Below are 21853 nucleotides of genomic sequence, written 5' to 3'. Positions count from 1 at the left end.
GACTAATGTTAACAATTCTTCCAGGTGCGAGGCCATTCTTGCAATTCGCGAAACGGAGAATAACGAAGTGTTGTATTCAATTGTTAGCTGTAAATTATCGTTTTGCTTGCTGAAATAAAAAGTAATGTCGAATTTACTGTTTACGAATGCTTCGGAATCCCCTGTAATTTCTATACTATTTAATGTTTCGGAAGATTCTTTACTACCCTCCTGCCACACAATCATGACATCAAATAACGGGGAATGACTTAAATCTCTTGAAACATCGAGTTCTTCTACCAACAGGTCAAACGGATACAATTGATGCTCGTAAGCGTTTAAACAGGTTTCTTTTACCTGTGCCAGTAAAGCTTCGTAGCTCATGTCACCAGATAATTCGTCTCTGAGTACTAAAGTGTTCAGATAGAACCCTAACTGATTTTCTAAATCGGAATGTACCCTGCCGGATATCGGAGTTCCGATAATGATGTCTGCGGTTCCGGTGTAGCGGTACAAAAGCATTTTTACTACTGAAAGTACGCCCATGAACATCGTACTTCCGCTGCCTGTAATTAATTTAGAAAAGTTTTTGGCACTATTGGTTTCAAATTGATAATTGTAATGTGCTCCGGAAAACGTTTTTACAGGTGGTCTTGTATAATCTGTCGGTAATTCCAACGGCGTAATTTCTCCTGACAATTCATTTAACCAATAGGACTTATGATGCAATAATTTATCATTTTCCAATTCTTTTGCTTCCCAGGCTGCATAATCTCTGTACTGAATTAGCAATGGTTTAAGCCCTAATTTTTCTCCAGTCCTTATTTTATTATAGATGTATTTAATTTCGTCAATTAAAATTTCAACGGACCATTCATCAGAAATAATATGATGGTTTACTAATACAAAAAGGTATTCGTTTTCTGCAACTTCAAAAACACTTGCTTTAATTAACGGACCATTTTCTAAGTCTAATGGACTTTCTATTATCAAACGTTGTTTTTCTTTTACCAGATCACGGGCATTTTCAGTAGCACTCAGGTCAATATATTCGACTACTTTTGAGAAATTATGAATGTCCAGTACTACCTGTCTGACTTCATCATCAATCATTTTGAATACGGTACGCAGAATTTCATGTCTGTTTATCAATTCAAGAAATGCCTGATTTAAAACTTCGATACTTAAATTTCCATGAAACCAATAAGACATTGAGGTATTATAGGCCACTCTTGCTTCTGTAAACTGATTTAAGGTCCACATGCGTTTTTGCGCATAAGAAGCAGTGTAGTAAGCTGCATCTGCTACCTTTTCTATGACAGCCTGTGTGACAGATTCCTGCTGGTCGATTAGTTTTGCTAATTCTCTCAGACTGCTGGTTGCAAAAATATCTTTCAGTACGATTTTTACAGACTGCTCTTTGGCAACCATCGATACCAATCGTATGGCTTTAAGTGAATTTCCGCCTAATTCAAAGAAATTGTCTTCTGCCCCTACTTGCTGCACTAATACTAATTCTGACCAGATTTTTGCCAGCAGTTTTTCTGTTGCTGTTTCGGGAGCAATGTATGTTTTTGCTGAAATTCCCTGTGGTGAAGGCAATTTTGACTGGTCTAATTTTCCATTGGTCGTTAATGGGAATTCTTCCATGCCTACATAATAATGTGGCACCATATACAAGGGCAAACGGGCTCCCAGATAGGCTTTGACCTCTCCTGCTTTTTCCTCTGAACCAATGTAGTACACCACTAAGGATGGAAGTATTCCGTCTGAAACTACCAGTACTTCAAACTGTGCCAGTAGGCTGCTTTCTGCTATGATAGCACTTAGTTCGCCGAGTTCAATACGGTGTCCCTGTATTTTTACCTGATCGTCTTTTCTTCCGTGATAACGTAAATTTTCTTGGTTATCCCAGCTTACCGTATCTCCTGTTTTGTAGAGCATTCCTTCCCCAAACGGATTTGATAAGGTACGTTCTGAAGTTAAAGCTTCATTTCCGATATAACCTTTGAATACCCCTGCACCTCCAATGTATAATTCTCCCTGAACACCAATGGGCACCAATTGATTGTTGGAATCTAAAACATATAATGAGGTATTGCTGACAGGACGGCCAATTGTAATTGCATTTTCTGCTGTTACCAATGCAACACTACAGCCAACGGTTGTTTCGGTTGGACCGTATTCGTTGTAGATTTTCATCGAAGGATTTAATCCTTTTAGTATAGAAACATGATGCGCCGTTAAACGTTCTCCTCCGACAATTGCGACGGCAATATTGGTGCTTTTCAAATCTAAACCTGCCAGTACCTGTATGTGCGAAGGTGTTAGTTTTACTGTTCGGATGGAATTGCTGCTGAATACTTTTTGCAACGCGGCAAAATCGTCTTCTTTGGAAGATAAAATTTCCAATACATCACCACGTAACAAACCGCTCCATAAACTTGTAACGGTTAAATCGAAGGATAATGATGTGAATAAACAACCCGGATAGTCTGCTTCGTTTTTATAATAATTTTCATTGGCCCAATTTAAATAATTGACCACTGCGCTATGGGAAATCATCACCCCTTTTGGTCTTCCTGTCGAACCGGAGGTGTAGATTACATAAGCCAGGTCTTCTCCGCTTAACACTGTATTCAATCGCGTTTTTGGATGTTTTTTTACTATTTCTTTTAAATCTGTACTGTTTACGCTTGTCACTTGATATTCCGTGATCGTTGTATCGCCAAGCAATAAGGATACCTTTCCATCGCTTAACATATAGGCAATACGATCGGATGGGTAGCCCGGATCTATGGGCAGATAAGCACCTCCGGCTTTTAAAATTCCTAAAATACTAATTACCAGAAATTCACTTCTGTCCTGCATGATGCCCACGATACTTCCTTTACCAATAGCATGCTGAGTTTTCAAATAATGGGCTACTGCGTTCGAGCGTTCCTCCAGTTCCTGATAACTCAGTGTGCCAGCTTCGTACCTTAACGCTAAGGCCTCTTTTTGTTCGCCGGCCTGTGCTTCAAAAAGTGAAATAAGCGTAGTCGATGAAGACTGGGAAACGGTTTCTCCCTGGTATTTTTCCAATAAAGCGGTGTGCTCTTCTGCTTCAATTAATGGCAACTGATTTAACGAAAGGCTACTATCGCGGACAATACTATCCAGTAATTTTCCCAAATGAAAGCCTAACCGGTTAATGCGTTCAGCACTATAAATATCGGTATTGTATTCAATATGAGCACTGATTTGTCCTGATGTATCTTCCTTAAACCAAAAGGTAAGATCGTATAAACTGGTGTTTACCTCTACACGCACTGAAGACACTGACAGACCTTCCATTTCATCCATTTCTTCGGATACGGACTGATCGTTTGCCAGTACAACCACTACATCATATAGCGGAAAGCGGCTTAAGTCTCTGGAAAGCTCCAGTTCGTCTACCAGTAAATCAAAGGGATAGGATTGATTGTCATATCCTTCCAGACACGTTTGTTTGACCAATTGCAACAGATTTGTAAAACTGCCGTTCCCTTCAAATTTGGTTCGTAAGGCCAGATTGTTGATATAAAACCCAATCTGATGCTCTAAATCGGAGTGTTCTCTTCCTGCAATTGGGGTTCCTACGATGATGTCTTCCTGTCCACTGTATCGGTACAACAGTACTTTGATCAGTGAAACAAGCCCCATAAACAGTGTACTGTCCTGTTCTTTTATATATTGTTTAAAAGCCTGGCTGGTCTGTTCTGAAAAAACAACATGTGTCTGTGCCCCGTTATAAGTTTGCACCGACGGACGCACATAATCTGATGGCAAATCCAGTACAGGCAATTCTCCTCCTAATTTTGTCAGCCAGTAGTTATGGGAATCTGCCAATTTTCCTGCTGAGAGTTCCTGTAACTGCCAGGCCGCATAATCTTTGTATTGAATTGGTAAGGCTGCCAAAGAAGATTCTGCTGCAGTAACAATCGTATTATAAGCACTTATTAAATCACGTACCAGAACCTGCATCGACCATTCATCAGAAATAATATGATGAATAGCAAATAACAACCGGTACTGGTCGTTTCCTAATTTTAATAACACTGCTTTAAACAAAGGTCCTTTTGATAAATCAAAAGGAGAAACAGCCATTGCTGTTAAAACTTCTTCAATAGCGTTTTCTTTGTTTTCGCTGTGCGATACATCTGTTACGGGAATCTCAAAATGGATGGTTTCCACAGCTTGTATCAACTGACGTGGCTCACCGTCTTTTACAATAAAGATGGTTCGTAAACTCTCGTGGCGTTCGATTAATTTTCTAAAAGACTCCGTTAAAGCAGTAAGGTCTAATTTACCCTGTATATCATAACTGATTGGACGGCTATAGGCTGTAAAATCTTCCTGCAACTGATCTAAAACCCACAAACGACGCTGCCCGTGTGACAAGGCATAATCTTCCTGTTCTGCTATCTTTTCAATAGCAGTGTAGGCATTTCCTTTTGATGCGGCTATTAAGGAAGCCTGTGCTTTTAATGTCGAATGGTTGAAAATCTCTCCAATGCTCAACTGCACTTCGTGATTTTTATAAACCCTTGAGATCAGCTGAATTGCTTTTAAAGACGATCCTCCTAAATCAAAAAACGAATTATTTCTTCCGATACTGCTTTGCGGAATATTTAGTAATTCTGCCCAGATAGCACTTAGTGAAGTTTCAACTGCGCCAGTTGGTGCTTCGTAGTTGCTGCCTCGCAATAATTCTGATGGTTTTGGCAGCGCACGTTTGTCTACTTTGCCATTTAAGGTCAACGGAAATTCTTCCAGATAAATGAAGTAATCCGGAATACTGCTGCGGTCTAATTGTGCCGATAAAAGCAGACGCAATTCGCCGGAACCATATTCTGTTCCACTGTAATAACAAAGCAACGAATCTGTCGTCGCATCGGTGTGTAATACCAATTCTACCTGCCCCACTCCTTCTAAGTTTAACAACGAACTGCGAATACCATCGAGTTCGACACGTACGCCATGAAGTTTGATCTGATCGTCAATTCTTCCCAGGATCTCTAAGTTTCCATCATTGTCATAACGGCCTAAATCGCCTGTTCTGCACACCAGGTCTTCACGATCGGCAACCAGTGGATTCTGTACCAATAACTTTTCAGTAAGTTCCTGATCTAAATAACCTTTACTGAGGTACGGGCTTTTGATGTATACTTCTCCGATTTCTCCCCACATGCTCAGTCCACTATCGTTGATCACTGCGATCATACTGTTGGAAATGGCCTGTCCGACCGGTAAAACGGTACCTGGATCTAAATCTTCGTTTGGAATGTGGTAACAGCTTTTTAATACTGTCGTTTCGGTTAGTCCGTATAAGTTGCTCATACGGGCTGTATGTCCCGAAAGCGAACGCCATAAGGCCACATCACGTCCATATAATTTTTCTCCTGCCAGTACAACTTCTTTGATGTCTTTTAAAGAAAGATTCTGTTCCGTCAGGCTGTTCGTTAATAATCTGAATAAAGAAGGAACCGTTTGTAAAATGGTTACCTTTTCTGCTGAAAGCCATTGGCCCAGCAATACCATATTCTCACGCGTTTTCGCAGCCGGAATACACAGACAGCTTCCTGAAATTAAACTTGTTAAGATGTCTTTTAAACTCGCATCAAAAGTCACTGATGCAATCTGGCTTACCCAGCTTTCGGTGTTAAATCCGAAGGTATTTTTGTGCCAGTTGATATAGTGCGCGATACTTTCCTGATTCCCCACAATCGCTTTCGACTTGCCGGTGGTACCCGAACTGTAGAAAATATAACTGCTGTTATCAATTGGATAATCAACGCCAACATTTTCTTCACTGTAATTTGCTAAACTATAATCCGTTATCAGATATTCTCCTGCTGAGCTTGCTTTGTATATTTCTAAACTGGTCTGTTCCAGTGCAATCAAGTCTGAATTTCCAAGTCCCAAATCTCCTAGAAGAGAAGAACCTGATGCTTTAAAAACTAAAACATGCGTAAATTCATCATCAATATCCTGATTTTGAAAGGCTGACCACGAGGCATCATCCGTAATTAAAACTTTCATCCCCGTTTCTGAAACGGCCTGCTGCAAACGTGCCTGCGAAAAACTATTCGATAGCGGCACATAGGTAATCCCGGTCTTCAAACATGACAATAAACTTCCGACAAGTTCTTTTCCGCTTGGTAATAATACCCCAACCGAATCATCAGCAGACAAACCTGTCGCCAGTAATAAACCGCTTAACTGGTTCGCAAATGTATTTAAGGACGCATACGTCGTAATGCCATTAGCCTCTGTTATTGCGGTATGCTCCGGATATGTAGTTACAATCTCCTCGAAACTTTTGTGAAGGTATGATGGAGGTGTTTTTTGTACAGGTTTTTCAAACCAATCTGCCGATGACAATTCGTCTTCCCCTAAATAGGTTAGATACTTCATAGCCGATTCCGGTGCTGCTACCACTTCCTGAAGCAGTTTATCCAGATGATTCATCATACGCGTGATACGATCACTATCGTATAAATCTGTACTGTATTCGATACTTACTTCCAAATGATCGTCGCGATCGATAAACTGAAAACGCAAATCACCTTTACTGATTTTTAATTCTTCGTTAGCCGATACTACTTCCAAGCCTTCCATGGCTAAAGATTCCATCAGTTGCAAATCAACATTTTGAAGAATGACTACAACATCAAACAAGGGAGAGCGATTTTTAGCCACATTGCTGTCTAATTGTTCTACTAATAAGTCAAATGGATAACTTTGATGATTGAACCCTGCTATACTTATTTGTTTAACATGGGCTAATAATGTTCTGAAATTATCTTCTCCGTGAAATTCAGCGCGTAATGCCAGCGTATTTAGATACAATCCTATTTGATTCTCCAAATCAGCATGATCTCTTCCGGCTACCGGTGTTCCCAGGGTAATATTAGATTGTCCGGTGTAGCGGTATAATAAAGCGTATACGAGCGAACTAACCCCCATAAAAAGGGTACATCCTGCTTCTGAACACAATGCTTTCAATCCTGAACTTGCTGCAGCAGAGAATGAAAAATGATGTTGTGCGCCACGATGGCTCATGATCTCCGGACGCGGACGATCTGAGGCCAGTTCTATTCTTGGTGCATCTGCCAGATGGTTTTTCCAGTACGTTCCTGAAGCTTCAAATTCAGTGCCCTTTACCATTGAAGACTGCCACGCAGCATAATCTTTGTACTGAATTGGCAATGCTGTTAATGAAACAGATTCATTTCTGATCAATCCATTGTAATAAGTTACCAAATCACGTACTAAAATCTGCATCGACCATTCATCGGAAATAATATGATGGTCTGCAAAGACCAAATCGTAGAGGTCACTTCCGTATGAAAATAATTTTATTCTGAACAATGGCCAGTTGCTAAGATCAAAACGTTCGTTTTGCAACTCTTCCAGTAATTGTTGTTTGCGTTCCGGAGCTGCACTAATATCAATGGTTTCTATGTTGACCACAACATCACTGCTATTTAGTATTTTTTGGCGTGGTTCCCCGTCTTTTAAAATAAAAATCGTTCGTAAACTTTCATGACGTGCTATTAGTTGCGTAAATGACGCTGTTAGAGCCTTTACATCCAAACTCCCTTTTAAACGATATACCTCTGAACCGTTGAAAGGAGAAACGCCTTCTATCTGCTGCTCAATAAGCCATGTACGACGCTGTGCATGCGATAGGGCATAATCCTCCTGTTCTGCTATCTTTTCAATAGCAGTGTAGGTATTCCCTTTTGATTCCGCTATCAGTAATGCCTGTGCTTTTAATGCGGAATGGTTGAAAATTTCTCCAATGTTTAGCTGTACTTCGTGTTGCTTATATACACGGGAGATTAACTGAATCGCTTTTAAAGAAGATCCTCCCAGATCAAAAAATGAATCGTTTCTTCCAATACTGCTTTGCGGAACGCTCAGCAATTCTGCCCAGATAGCACTTAAGGACGTTTCAATTGTTCCGGCTGGTGCTTCGTAGTTGCTGCCACGCAATAACTCTGAAGGTTTTGGCAAGGCACGTTTGTCTACTTTTCCGTTTAGGGTCAACGGAAATTCTTCCATATAAATGAAGTAATCCGGAATACTGCTGCGGTCTACTGTTGCCGATAGAAGCAGACGCAATTCACCCGGACCGTATTCCGTTCCGCTATAATAACACAGCAATGAATCTGCTGCAGGATCAGTATGAAGCATTAATTCTACCTGCCCCACTCCTTCAAGGTTTAACAAAGAATTGCGAATACCATCGAGTTCTATTCGTACGCCGTGAAGTTTAATCTGATCGTCAATTCTTCCCAGAATTTCTAAGTTTCCATCGATGTCGTAGCGGCCAAGATCACCCGTTCTGCAGACCAGGTCTTCACGATCGGTAACCAGTGGATTCTGTACAAATAACGCTGCCGTAAGTTCCTGATTCAAATAGCCTTTACTTACATACGGGCTTTTGATATACACTTCTCCGATTTCTCCCCGGTTACAGATCCCTTTTTCGTTAATAACAGCAATCAATGTATTACTAATTGCCTGCCCCACAGGTAAAACTGTACCAGCATCTACGTCACTGAACGGAATGTGGTAACAGCTTTTCAACACTGTCGTTTCGGTCAGTCCGTATAAGTTGCTCATACGGGCTGTATGCCCGGACAGCGAACGCCATAAGGCAACATCACGTCCGTATAATTTTTCCCCTGCTAAAACAACTTCTTTAATATCCTTTAACGAAAGATTCTGTTCCACAAGACTGTTCGTTAATAATCTGAATAAAGAAGGAACCGTCTGTACAATGGTGATTTTTTCTGCTGAAAGCCATTCGCCTAACAATACCATATTTTCACGCGTTTTCGCAGCCGGAATGTACAGACAGCTTCCTGAAATCAGACTCGTTAGAATATCTTTTAAACTGGCATCAAAAGTGACTGAAGCAATCTGGCTTACCCGGCTTTCGGTGTTAAATGCGAAAGTGTTTTTGTGCCAGTTAATATAGTGCGCGATACTTTCCTGATTCCCCACGATTGCTTTCGATTTTCCGGTGGTACCCGAACTGTAGAAAATATAACTGCTGTTGTTAACCGGATAATCCACGGCACTATTTTCTTCACTGTAACTATTTAGATTATAATCCGTTGACAGATATTTTCCTTCAGCACTTGCTTTATATACAGCTAAACTGGTCTGTTCCAGTGCAATCAAATCAGAATTACCAAGTCCCAGATCTCCTAGAAGAGAAGAACCGGATGCTTTAAAAACCAAAACATGGGTAAATTCATGATCAATCTCCTGATTTTGAAAGGCTGACCACGAGGCATCATCCGTAATTAAAACTTTCATCGCGGTTTCTGAAACGGCCTGCTGCAAACGTGCCTGCGAAAAACTATTCGATAAAGGCACATAGGTAATCCCCGTTTTAAAACAGGCGAGTAAACTTCCCACCAGTTCTTTTCCAGCTGGCAATAATACCCCAACTGAATCAGCAGCGGACAGACCTGTATCCAGTAACAAACCACTTAACTGATTCGCAAATGAATTTAATACTATATAACTCGTGCTGCCATTAGACTCTACTAATGCCGTATGATCCGGATAGGAGGATACGATATCCTCGAAACTTTTGTGAATATATTTTTTAATCATTGATTTGATTTTTATTGTAGACTTTAAGCGTTTTCTTTTATTTGGTAAGAATCAGAATTAATCGCTGATGAGGTTCTTCATTAAAAGTTTTTGAAAGCTCTTCCTGCAGTATTACTTTGTATCCTAAAGCGATTGCCGTATTTATTATTTCCTGATTGGATTTGGGCCTTTTTTCTGAAAACAGTACCGGAATACCATAATCAATTACGTTGTTTATAAAAACATGGCCTCCTGTTTTCAAAGCAGCATAAATATTTTGCAGCAATAATTTGTAGTCGATATAATTCACAATTTGAGAGATGGTAATCACATCATAAAAGTTTTCATGTACTCCAAACTGCGTGATCATGTTTTGTTTTAAATCCTCGGGAAACGTTGTCGCGTTAATATCAAGATTCAAAACATTACAATCAAATTTTTCTGTTAACCAACTGATTACATTCTGGTCATTTTCTAAAAAACAGACCTTTCGCTCTTTTGGCAGCACATTAATGGCTTCGTCAGAAAACAATAAAGGGGTAAAAAAAGGACCTATCTCTAGGTATTGTTTTGAGGAATGGGTGGCATATTCCAGTACATAAGGGAGTAACTTTCGCCCTGTTTCTATCATTCTGATTCTGGCTTCAGCATCAAAGTCTTCTCCGAAGTTATTGTGGTCTAATGACCATCCAGGCCATTCTATTTCGTAACTTTTTTCTATACTATCTTTTTTCATATTTTTTATGTGATGGTTGTTTTGTAAATAGTGGTTGGTTATCTTTTCTTAATAGTCTTCTAATAAATCATCTGCAAAACTGGCGCGTTTAGCTGCTATTTTTTCTGTTTGTATTTCCGACAGGAAACTTAATTTTCTAATCTTAACCGTTTGTTTTTTAAGAATGTCATTGACCAGATTGTTGATATCGGTTACCATACGGGCAATACGATCCTCATCGTACAGATCGGTATTGTATTCAATATTTCCTTCAATATGATCTTCGCGGTCGATAAACTGAAAACGTAAATCCCCTTTACTGATTTTTAGTTCTTCGCTGGCAGCCGTTACCTCCAGGCCTTCCATTTCCAGAGATTCCATCAGTTGCAGGTCTATGTTTTGCAGAATAATTACGACATCAAATAAAGGTGAACGGTTTTTACTGACGTCGGCGCCTAACTCTTCTACCAATAAGTCAAATGGATAGTTTTGATGATGAAATCCTGCAAGGCTTATTTCTTTTACGTGGGCTAATAATTCGCTGAAATTATCATCCCCGCTAAATTTTGCCCGTAATGCCAGGGTATTCAGGTACAAACCGATCTGATTCTCCAGATCAGCATGATTTCTTCCCGCTACCGGTGTTCCCAAAGTAATATCCGACTGCCCTGTGTAACGGTATAATAAGGCATAAACTAAAGCGGTAACCCCCATAAATAAGGTACATCCCGATTCATTGCATATTGTTTTTAAGCCTGCGCTTGCTGCTGCAGAAAATGAAAAATGATGCTGTGCTCCCTGATGAGTCATTGTTAGCGGCCGCGGGCGATCGGAAGCCAGTTCTATCCTTGGCGCTTCCAGTAAATGCGTTTTCCAGTAGTGGCCAGACGCTTCAAATTCAGCACTTCCGATGTCGCGCGTTTGCCAGGCAGCATAATCCTTGTACTGGATAGGCAATTCTTCTAAAGAAAATTCTTCTCCGCGTATGAATCCATTATAAAAACGTACCAAATCACGCACTAAGACCTGCATTGACCACTCATCTGAAATGATATGATGGTCTGCAAAAACCAAATCGTATTCATTTGTATTATAAGAGAATAATTTTATTCGGAATAACGGCCATTGGCTGAGATCAAACCGTTTATTTCTCAATTGTTCCACTAATGTGCTTCTCTTTTCCGGAGCTGCACTAATGTCAATGATTTCGATATGAACCACAACATCGCTGCTTTTTAGTATTTTCTGACGCGGTTCGCCTTCTTTTAAAATAAATATCGTTCGAAGACTTTCGTGACGTTCGATTAATGCCGTAAAGGACTGTGTTAGGGCCTGTAGGTCTAAATTTCCTTTTAAACGATATACTTCAGAACCGTTGAATGGTGAAATTCCTTCTATCTGCTGTTCGATAAGCCATGTACGACGCTGCGCATGGGATAAGGCATAATCTTCCTGATCCGCCACCTTTTCAATCGAACTGTAAACGACATCTCCTTTTGATGCGGCTATTAATGCGGCTTGTCCTTTTAAATCGGGATGGTTGAAAATTTCCCCAATGCTCAACTGCACTTCGTGATTTTTATAAACCCTTGAGATCAGCTGAATTGCTTTTAGAGAAGAACCTCCTAAATCAAAAAAGGAGTCTTTTCTTCCGATACTGCTTTGCGGAATATTTAGCAATTCTGCCCAGATAGCACTTAGTGAAGTTTCAACTGCGCCATTTGGAGCTTCGTAGTTACCTGCTCGCAATAATTCTGATGGTTTTGGCAGCGCACGTTTGTCTACTTTGCCGTTTAAGGTCAACGGAAATTCAGCCACATAAATAAAGTAATCCGGAATACTGCTGCGGTCTAATTGTGCCGATAAAAGCAGACGCAATTCGCCGGAACCATATTCTGTTCCGCTGTAATAACAAAGCAACGAATCTGTCGTGGCATCGGTGTGTAATACCAATTCTACCTGTCCTACTCCTTCTAAGTTTAGTAACGAACTGCGAATACCATCGAGTTCGACACGCACGCCATGAAGTTTGATCTGATCGTCAATTCTTCCCAGGATCTCTAAGTTTCCATCATTGTCATAACGGCCTAAGTCGCCTGTTCTGCACACCAGGTCTTCACGATCGGCAACCAGTGGATTCTGTACCAATAACTTTTCAGTAAGTTCCTGATCCAAATAACCTTTACTGATGTACGGGCTTTTGATGTATACTTCTCCGATTTCTCCCCACATGCTCAGTCCACTATCGTTGATCACTGCGATCATACTGTTAGCAATGGCCTGTCCCACCGGTAAAACGGTACCGGGATCTAAATCTTCGTTTGGAATGTGGTAACAGCTTTTCAATACTGTCGTTTCGGTTAGTCCGTATAAATTGCTCATACGGGCCGAGTGTCCCGAAATTGAACGCCATAAGGCAACATCACGTCCATATAATTTTTCTCCTGCCAGAACAACTTCTTTGATGTCTTTTAAAGAAAGATTCTGTTCTGTCAGGCTGTTCGTTAATAATCTGAATAAAGAAGGAACCGTTTGTAAAATGGTTACCTTTTCTGCTGAAAGCCATTGGCCCAGCAATACCATATTCTCACGGGTTTTCGCAGCCGGAATACACAGACAGCTTCCTGAAATTAAACTCGTTAGAATGTCTTTTAAACTGGCATCAAAAGTCACTGATGCAATCTGGCTTACCCGGCTTTCGGTATTGAATCCAAAAGTGTTTTTGTGCCAGTTCATATAGTGCGCAATACTTTCCTGATTCCCTACGATTGCTTTCGACTTTCCGGTGGTACCCGAACTGTAGAAAATATAACTGCTGTTATCAATTGGATAATCAATAGCGATGTTCTCCTGACTATAACTATTTAAATTATAATCAGTTAGCAGATATTCTCCTGTTGAGCTTGTTTTGTATATTTCTAAACTGGTTTGTTCCAGTGCAATCAAGTCTGAATTTCCAAGTCCCAAATCTCCTAAAAGAGAAGAACCTGATGCTTTAAAAACTAAAACATGCGTAAATTCATCATTAATATCCTGATTTTGAAAGGCTGACCACGAGGCATCATCCGTAATTAAAACTTTCATCCCTGTTTCTGAAACGGCCTGCTGCAAACGTGCCTTTGAAAAACTATTCGATAAAGGCACATAGGTAATCCCCGTTTTCAAACATGACAATAAACTTCCGACAAGTTCTTTTCCGCTTGGTAATAATACCCCAACTGAATCATCAGAAGACAAACCTGTAGCCAGTAACAAACCGCCTAACTGGTTCGCAAATGAATTCAGTGAAGCATAAGTCGTAATGCCATTAGCCTCTGTTATTGCGGTATGCTCCGGATATGTAGTTACAATCTCCTCGAAACTTTTGTGAAGGTATGATGGAGGTGTTTTTTGTACAGGCTTTTCAAACCAGCCATTTGAAGACAATTCTTCTTCGCCTAAATAGGTTAAATCCTTCATCGAGGTTTTAGGCGTATTTAAAATTTCTTCTAATAAATTTTCGATATGATGCTGCATACGAACTATTCGATCGGCATCATATAAATCGGTATTGTATTCAATACCACATTCGATACAACCTTCTTGTTCTACAAACTGAAAACGTAAATTGCCTTTACTGATTTCTAACTCTTCGTTGACAGAGGCCACTTCCAGACCTTCCATCTGTAAGGTGTCCATCAATTGCAGGTCTACATTTTGCAAAATGATTACGACATCAAATAAAGACGCGTTGTTTTGACCAATATTGTTCCACAAATCTTCTACTAATACATCAAAAGGATAGGCCTGGTGACTAAATCCATCCAAACATACCTGTTTTACATGAGCCAGTAATTCGTTGAAACTATCATCGCCTCTGAATTGCGCACGCAGTGCCAAAGCATTGATATACAAACCGATTTGATTCTCCAAATCGGCATGATTCCTGCCCGCTACCGGTGTTCCCAGGGTAATATCCGATTGTCCGGTGTAACGGTATAGCAAGGCATAAACTAATGCACTAAGCCCCATAAATAAGGTACATCCTGATTCAGAACACAGTGCTTTTAATCGTTCACTTGCTTCTGCATCGAATTTAAAATGGTGTTGTGCTCCTTTATCGCTAATTACTGCAGGACGCGGACGATCTGAGGCGAGTTCTATTCTTGGTGCATCTGCTAAATGTTTTTTCCAATACTTTCCTGAAGCTTCAAATTCAGTACTTTTTACCATTGAAGATTGCCAGGCAGCATAATCTTTGTACTGAATTGGCAATGCTGTTAATGAAACGGATTCATTTCTGATCAATCCATTGTAACAGGTTACCAAATCACGTACTAAAATCTGCATCGACCATTCATCTGAAATAATATGATGATCGACAAAGACCAAATCGTAGGTGTTTGCTCCGTAAGAGAGTAATTTTATTCTGAATAATGGCCATTGGCTAAGATCAAAAGGTTTGTGACGCAATTTTTCTATGAATATACTTCTGCCTTCGGGAGCTGCACTGATATCAATGGTTTCAATTTGGACCACAACTTCATGGGCTTCTACTATTTTTTGACGCGGTTCTCCGTCTTTTAAAATAAAGATTGTTCTAAGGCTCTCATGACGCTCTACTAATCTTTTGAATGATTGGGTTAAAGCCTCTACGTCTAAATTTCCTTCTAAACGATAGACATTTACACCATTAAAAGAAGAACTCTCCCCTTTTTGCTGCTCAATAAGCCACATACGACGCTGTGCATGAGAAAGTGTATAATCAGGTTGTGCAGCGATTTTCGGGATGGCATGGTATACCGTTTTATTTTTGGAATTGGATACGAGAGCTGCCTGCGCTTTTAGTTCTGAGTAGTTGAAAACATCCCCAATACTCAATTGTATATCATGCTTTTTATAAACATGTGTAATTAACTGCATTGCTTTTAAAGACGATCCCCCTAAATCAAAAAACGAATTATTTCTTCCGATACTGCTTTGCGGAATATTTAGCAATTCGGCCCAGATAGCACTTAGTGAAGTTTCAACTGCGCCATTTGGTGCTTCGTAGTTACTTCCACGCAATAATTCTGATGGTTTTGGCAGCGCACGTTTGTCTACTTTGCCGTTTAAGGTCAACGGAAATTCCGCTACATAAATAAAGTAATCCGGAATACTGCTGCGGTCTAATTGTGCCGATAAAAGCAGACGCAATTCGCCGGAACCGTATTCTGTTCCACTGTAATAACACAGCAATGAATCTGTCGTCGCATCGGTGTGTAATACCAATTCTACCTGCCCCACTCCTTCTAAGTTTAACAACGAACTGCGAATACCATCGAGTTCGACACGTACGCCATGAAGTTTGATCTGATCGTCAATTCTTCCCAGTATCTCTAAGTTTCCATCATTGTCATAACGGCCTAAGTCACCCGTTCTGCACACCAGGTCTTCACGATCGGCAACCAGTGGATTCTGTACCAATAACTTTTCAGTAAGTTCCTGATCCAAATAACCTTTACTGATGTACGGGCTTTTGATATATACTTCTCCGATTTCTCCCCACATGCTCAGTCCACTGTCGTTGATCACTGCGATCATACTGTTGGAAATGGCCTGTCCGACCGGTAAAACGGTACCGGGATCTAAATCTTCGTTTGGAATGTGGTAACAGCTTTTCAATACTGTCGTTTCGGTTAGTCCGTATAAGTTGCTCATACGGGCTGTATGCCCGGACAGCGAACGCCATAAGGCCACATCACGTCCGTATAATTTTTCTCCTGCCAGTACAACTTCTTTTATATTATTTAAATGAATATTATGTTCTACAAGGCTGTTCGTTAATAATCTGAATAAAGAAGGAACCGTTTGTAAAATGGTTACCTTTTCTGCTGAAAACCATTGGCCCAGCAATACCATATTCTCACGCGTTTTCGCAGCCGGAATGCACAGACAGCTTCCTGAAATTAAACTTGTTAAGATGTCTTTTAAACTGGCATCAAAAGTCACTGATGCAATCTGGCTTACCCGGCTTTCGGTATTGAATCCGAAGGTATTTTTATGCCAGTTGATATAGTGCGCAATACTTTCCTGATTCCCTACGATTGCTTTCGACTTTCCGGTGGTACCCGAACTGTAGAAAATATAACTGCTGTTATCAATTGGATAATCAATGGCAACATTTTCTTCACTGTAATTTGCTAAACTATAATCCGTTAGCAGATATTCTCCTGCTGAGCTTGCTTTGTATATTTCTAAACTGGTCTGTTCCAGTGCAATCAAGTCTGAATTTCCAAGTCCTAAATCTCCTAAAAGAGAAGAACCTGATGCTTTAAAAACTAAAACATGCGTAAATTCATCATCAATATCCTGATTTTGAAAGGCTGACCACGAGGCATCATCCGTAATTAAAACTTTCATCCCCGTTTCTGAAACGGCCTGCTGCAAACGTGCCTTTGAAAAACTATTCGATAAAGGCACATAGGTAATCCCGGTCTTCAAACATGACAATAAGCTTCCCACTAGTTCTTTTCCGCTTGGTAATAATACCCCAACCGAATCGTCAGAAGACAAACCTGTAGCCAGTAACAAACCACTTAACTGGTTCGCAAATGAATTCAGTGAAGCATAAGTCGTAAGGCCATTAGTCTCTGTTATTGCGGTATGCTCCGGATATGTAGTTACAATTTCTTCGAAACTTTTGTGAAGGTATGATGGAGCTGTTTTTTGTACAGGCTTTTCAAACCATTGTGAAGTTACCGCATCCGTCTCTTCTAAATATTCTATTTCTTTTAACAGCTGATATGGGTTTTCACCAACTGCTGTCAAAAGATTTTCCATATGAAGAGTCATGCGTTCGATACGGTCTTCATCGTATAAATCTGTATTGTATTCAATACTGCATTCTATATAATCTTCGCGTTCAATAAATTCAAATCGCAGGTCACTTTTGCTTACTTTCAGGTCAATATCTTTTCCATCAATTTCAATTCCTTCCATCTTCAGCGATTTCATGAACTGTAACGCTACATTCTGCAAAATAACGACTACATCAAATAACGGAGCGCGATTTTTGTGTAACGAACTGTCTAGATCTTCTACTAAAACATCAAACGGATAGCTTTGATGACTGAAACCGGAAATACTGATTTCTTTTACAGCAGCTAATAAATCTTTAAAAGTATCATCGCCTTTAAATTGTGCTCTTAGTGCTAAGGTGTTTATATACAGACCGATCTGATTTTCTAACTCGGAATGATTTCGCCCTGCCACCGGTGTTCCCAATGTGATATCAGATTGTCCTGTGTAGCGGTATAACAATGCATAGACTATGGCACTAACACCCATAAACAACGTACAGCCCGATTCAGCGCAAAGAGCTTGTAATGCTGCGCTTGCTGCTGTAGAAAAGGAGAAATTGTATTGGGATCCTTTATTGCTCATTACTTCCGGACGCGGACGATCTGAGGCCAGTTCTATTCTTGGTGCATCGGCTAAATGATTTTTCCAATACCTGCGGGATAATTCAAATGCCGCACTGCCTAAAGCTGCAGATTGCCAGGCTGCATAATCTTTATACTGAATAGGGAGTGGTAGAACTGAAACTTCTTCGCCCAGTACCCATGCATTGTAATAATTTATTAAATCACGGACTAAAATCTGTATCGACCATTCATCAGAAATAATATGATGTATAGAGAAAAATAATTCCTGATTGTGGAGACTGTTTTGTAAAACTGTCACTTTAAAAAGCGGCCCTTCGCTTAAATCAAAAATATGATTCGTGAATTCCTCCAGTACGGAATTGCTGTCTTTTGCTTCTTTATATTCAATCGAAAAATTATAGTCCCCTGCAGATACAATCTTCTGGCGCGGCTCTACTCCTTTTAAAATAAAAAGGGTTCGCAGGCTTTCATGGCGGTTTATTAATTGGGTAAAAGATTCCTCCAGTGCTTTACGGTTTAAGGCTCCTTTTAATTGATAACTATTGAAAATAGTAAACATCGGCGATTTTGGCTGCCTTTGCACCTGTAACCACGTTCCGCGCTGCGCTTTAGACAATTCATAATCCTCCTGTACGGCTGTTTTTGGCAGTATTACGGCTTCTTTTATCGTTATTGTTTTAATCTCTTTTGCCAGATCTCCCAGTACCGGATTTCTAAAAATAGCTTCTATGCTTATTTTTAGCGCCGCATCATTTCTTAATCTTGTGATTAACTGAATTGCTTTCAGGGAATTTCCGCCTAATTCAAAGAAGTTGTCCTCTCTCCCTACTTGTGTAGCTAGTAATAATTCTGACCAGATTTCTGCTAATAATTCTTCCGTTTTTGTTTCCGGTGCGCTATAGGTTTTGGCTGATAATTCTTTTGGAAACGGCAAGGCTGATTTGTCAATCTTGCCACTGGAAGTTAAAGGAAACACTTCTAATTGTATTATATGAGCAGGTACCATATAGCCCGGTAACCTGCTTTGAAGCACTGTTCTTAAATTTTCTCTGTCAATTTTTTCCTTTCCTGTCACATAGGCTAAAAGAAAGTCTCCTTTTACGATTACAACAGCCTGATTTACTTGTGTATCCAGTTGTAATAGCGATTCTATTTCTCCTAATTCAATACGATACCCTCTAAGTTTAATCTGATTGTCACTTCTTCCAAGATAGACCAGATTCCCATTGAAATCCCACTGGCATAAATCGCCTGTATCATAAATGATTTCGTTATCATTTAGCGGATTTTTTACAAACTTTTTAGTTGTTAGTTCAGCATCTGTATATCCCTTTGCCACTCCTTTGCCGCCAATAAAAAGGTTGCCAATTATTCCCTGAGGCACTACTTGTCCATGTTGATCCAGGATGTAGATGGTGGTATTGCAGATTGGTTTTCCTATTGAATATAAATCTTTTACCTCTTTAATCTGCTGAAATGTGGACCAGATCGTTGTTTCCGTCGGGCCATACATATTGTAAAGGGGTCCGGGAATTTCTAATAAACGGGCTCCTAATGAAACTGGCAAAAATTCTCCGGTACTTATTTTCTTTAAGGGATTGGCTGCTTTCCAGCCCGCTTCTAAAAGCACATTCCAGACACTTGGAGTCGCCTGCATGAGGGTAATGCCATTTTCCTCAATCATTGTTGTTAACAACAATGGATCGGTAATTACATTAGCCGTAGCGATAATTAGCGCACCGCCAGTGCATAAGGGCATGAAAAAATCAAAAACAGAAATATCAAACGTAAAAGTTGCCGTGGCCAGTACTTTATCTTTGTTTGAAAAATCAAAGACAGGGGCAACCGACTCCAGTAAATTAACCACCGAACTATGTCTGATCATCACTCCCTTTGGTCTTCCGGTAGAACCTGAAGTATAAATGATATAGGCCAGATCTTCTCCGTTTACTGCAATATCCAATCGTGTGTCGGGATAATTTTCTAATTCTTCCTGTAATGCTATACTATTTTGAGTGGTCACTGCATAGTCCGAAACCGCTGTATCTGTTAGTAACAGGGATACATTTCCATCTTCTAACATGTAGGCTACACGATCTGCCGGATTGTTGGGGTCTATTGGTAAATAGGCGCCGCCTGCTTTCAGTATCCCTAAAATACTTATCAGTAAATACTCATTCCTGTCCTGCATCACACCGACAATACTTCCTTTGCCAATCTGATGATGGGTTTGTAAATAATGTGCCAATTGATTGGAACGGGCTTCTAATTCTTGATAACTAAGCGTGTTGTTTTCATATTTCACAGCTAAGGCATTTCCCTGCTGGTCTGCCTGTGCTTCAAAAAGTGAAATCAGGGTTGCATCCGCAGTTTGTGGTACTATTTTTCCCTGATAGTCTTCCAGTATTATCTTTTGTTCTTCCGCTTTTAGGAGCAGTAATTTATCTAAGGGAGTGGCAGCATTTGTAATAATACTGTCCACTAACTTTTCTAAATGAACCGCTAATCGCATCATGCGATCCTCAGTATAAATATCGGTATTGTATTCAATATGAATGGTAATTTCACCCGAAACCCCTTCCTTAAACCAAAACGTAAGATCGTATTTGCTTCGTTTTTTTTCTAAAGCTACTTCTTCAATCGTGATACCTTCAAATTTGGTTAAGTTTTCTTTTCCTTCATCTTCCACAACCACCATCACATCAAATAATGGTGACCGTGACGGATCTCTTTGTACGGTTAATTCATCAACCAGTAAATCAAACGGATAGGACTGATGCTGATAGCCTTCGAGAATATTGCTTTTAACATCCTGCAATAGTGCCGTAAAATCTGAACTGCCTTCAATATTTTGTCGTAAAGCCAGTGTATTGATATAAAAACCAATCTGATTTTCTAAATCTGCATGTTTACGTCCCGAGACCGGAGCTCCTACAATAATATCATTAGTACCGGTATATCGGTACAATAAAGTATATATCAAAGACATGGCTCCCATGAATAGGGTCGTTCCGTTTTTTTCCAGTAATTCGTAGAATTTTTGACTGTTTTCTTTTGAAATTTGCACGGCAACTTCACTACCGTTATAGGTTTGCAGTACAGGACGAATGTGATCCGAAACCAGTTCTAAAACCGGAAGTGTTCCGTCCAGCTTTTTTAACCAGTATTCTTTGCTTGCCTTTTCCTTTGTAATATTTTCTAATTCCCAGCTGGCGTAATCCCTGAACTGTATTCTCAACGGTTCGAGAACAGCATTTTTACCATTTTTTAGTCCGCTGTAAATGGCAAGTACATCCCTTACCAGAATATTCATCGACCATTCGTCAGAAATAATATGGTGGATGCATAGGGACAGGAAATACTGCTCCTCTGCCACTTTTATAAGTGCCACTTTTAATAACGGATCATGGTATAAATCAAATTTGGTTTCCGCTATTGCTGTGGCTTTATTTTGTGCCAACTGATTGGAGTTTTCACTGTGGGAATAATCCAGGTTTTCAAAAGAAATTCCTTCTGCTGCATTTTCTAACAGATACTGGTATGGCTGGCCGTTTTTAGCGGCAAAACGGGTTCTTAGAATTTCATGTCGTGCGACTAAAATTTGAAATGCCTCTGCAAATAGTTTTTCGTTGATGGCACCATTCAGTCTGTATTGCATGGCCATATTAAAAACGGTTGCCACCTGGTCAAACTGATCTAAAACCCATAACCTGTTTTGAGAAAAAGATACCGGATAATAGTCTTTTTTTGCTGCAACCGGAATTTCAGATACATTTTCTTCCATTCCTGTATGTTGCAATAAAGCAACAATGTCCTCTTTGGATTCTTTTAAGCGTTCCACAAGATCAGACGTCAGTACCCCTTCAGGAGCCTGCACTTCTAACTTTCCATTTTTGAGATTTAATTGAACCTCTTTAGATTTTAGTTCTTCTAAAAATGTATATACATTCATAATGTTATGGTATCTTTTTTAATGATAATAGCTCCTGAAGTTTCTGATTTTTTTGCCCATTGTATGATGGCTATTTTGGAAGCGACATCTTCCAGTACCGGCGCAATGAATAATTCTTTTAATTCCAGTTTAACCCCAAATTCTTTTTTGATTCTGGATATG

General features: G+C 39.9%; 3 protein-coding genes. All 3 read right to left on the bottom strand.

Annotated features, from left to right (window positions below; all coding sequences use genetic code 11):
* Positions 1–9639: non-ribosomal peptide synthetase (locus LPB89_RS21775; RefSeq protein WP_230703717.1), on the bottom strand; the 9639-nt coding region annotated here is incomplete at its 3' end.
* A gap of 37 nt (positions 9640–9676) precedes the next feature.
* Positions 9677–10354 (bottom strand): hypothetical protein, encoded by a 678-nt coding sequence (locus tag LPB89_RS21770; RefSeq protein ID WP_230703716.1) that lies wholly within the window; start codon positions 10352–10354, stop codon positions 9677–9679.
* Positions 10355–10402: 48 nt separating this feature from the next.
* The gene (locus LPB89_RS21765; protein ID WP_230703715.1) at positions 10403–21691 is read right to left on the bottom strand and encodes a non-ribosomal peptide synthetase; all 11289 of its coding nucleotides are present in this window, start codon (positions 21689–21691) and stop codon (positions 10403–10405) included.
* Between the last annotated feature and the right edge of the window lie 162 nt (positions 21692–21853).

The sequence above is a fragment of the Flavobacterium sp. ENC genome, assembly GCF_020991415.1.
Classification (GTDB): domain Bacteria; phylum Bacteroidota; class Bacteroidia; order Flavobacteriales; family Flavobacteriaceae; genus Flavobacterium.
The sequence above is the reverse complement of the archived record's forward strand: the minus strand, read 5'-3'. Positions and strand labels throughout refer to the sequence as shown.

Coding starts and splice junctions, on each gene's coding strand:
- LPB89_RS21770 (WP_230703716.1), bottom strand. CDS start 10,354: ATGAAAAAAGATAGTATAGAAAAAAGTTACGAAATAGAATGGCCTGGA.
- LPB89_RS21765 (WP_230703715.1), bottom strand. CDS start 21,691: ATGAATGTATATACATTTTTAGAAGAACTAAAATCTAAAGAGGTTCAA.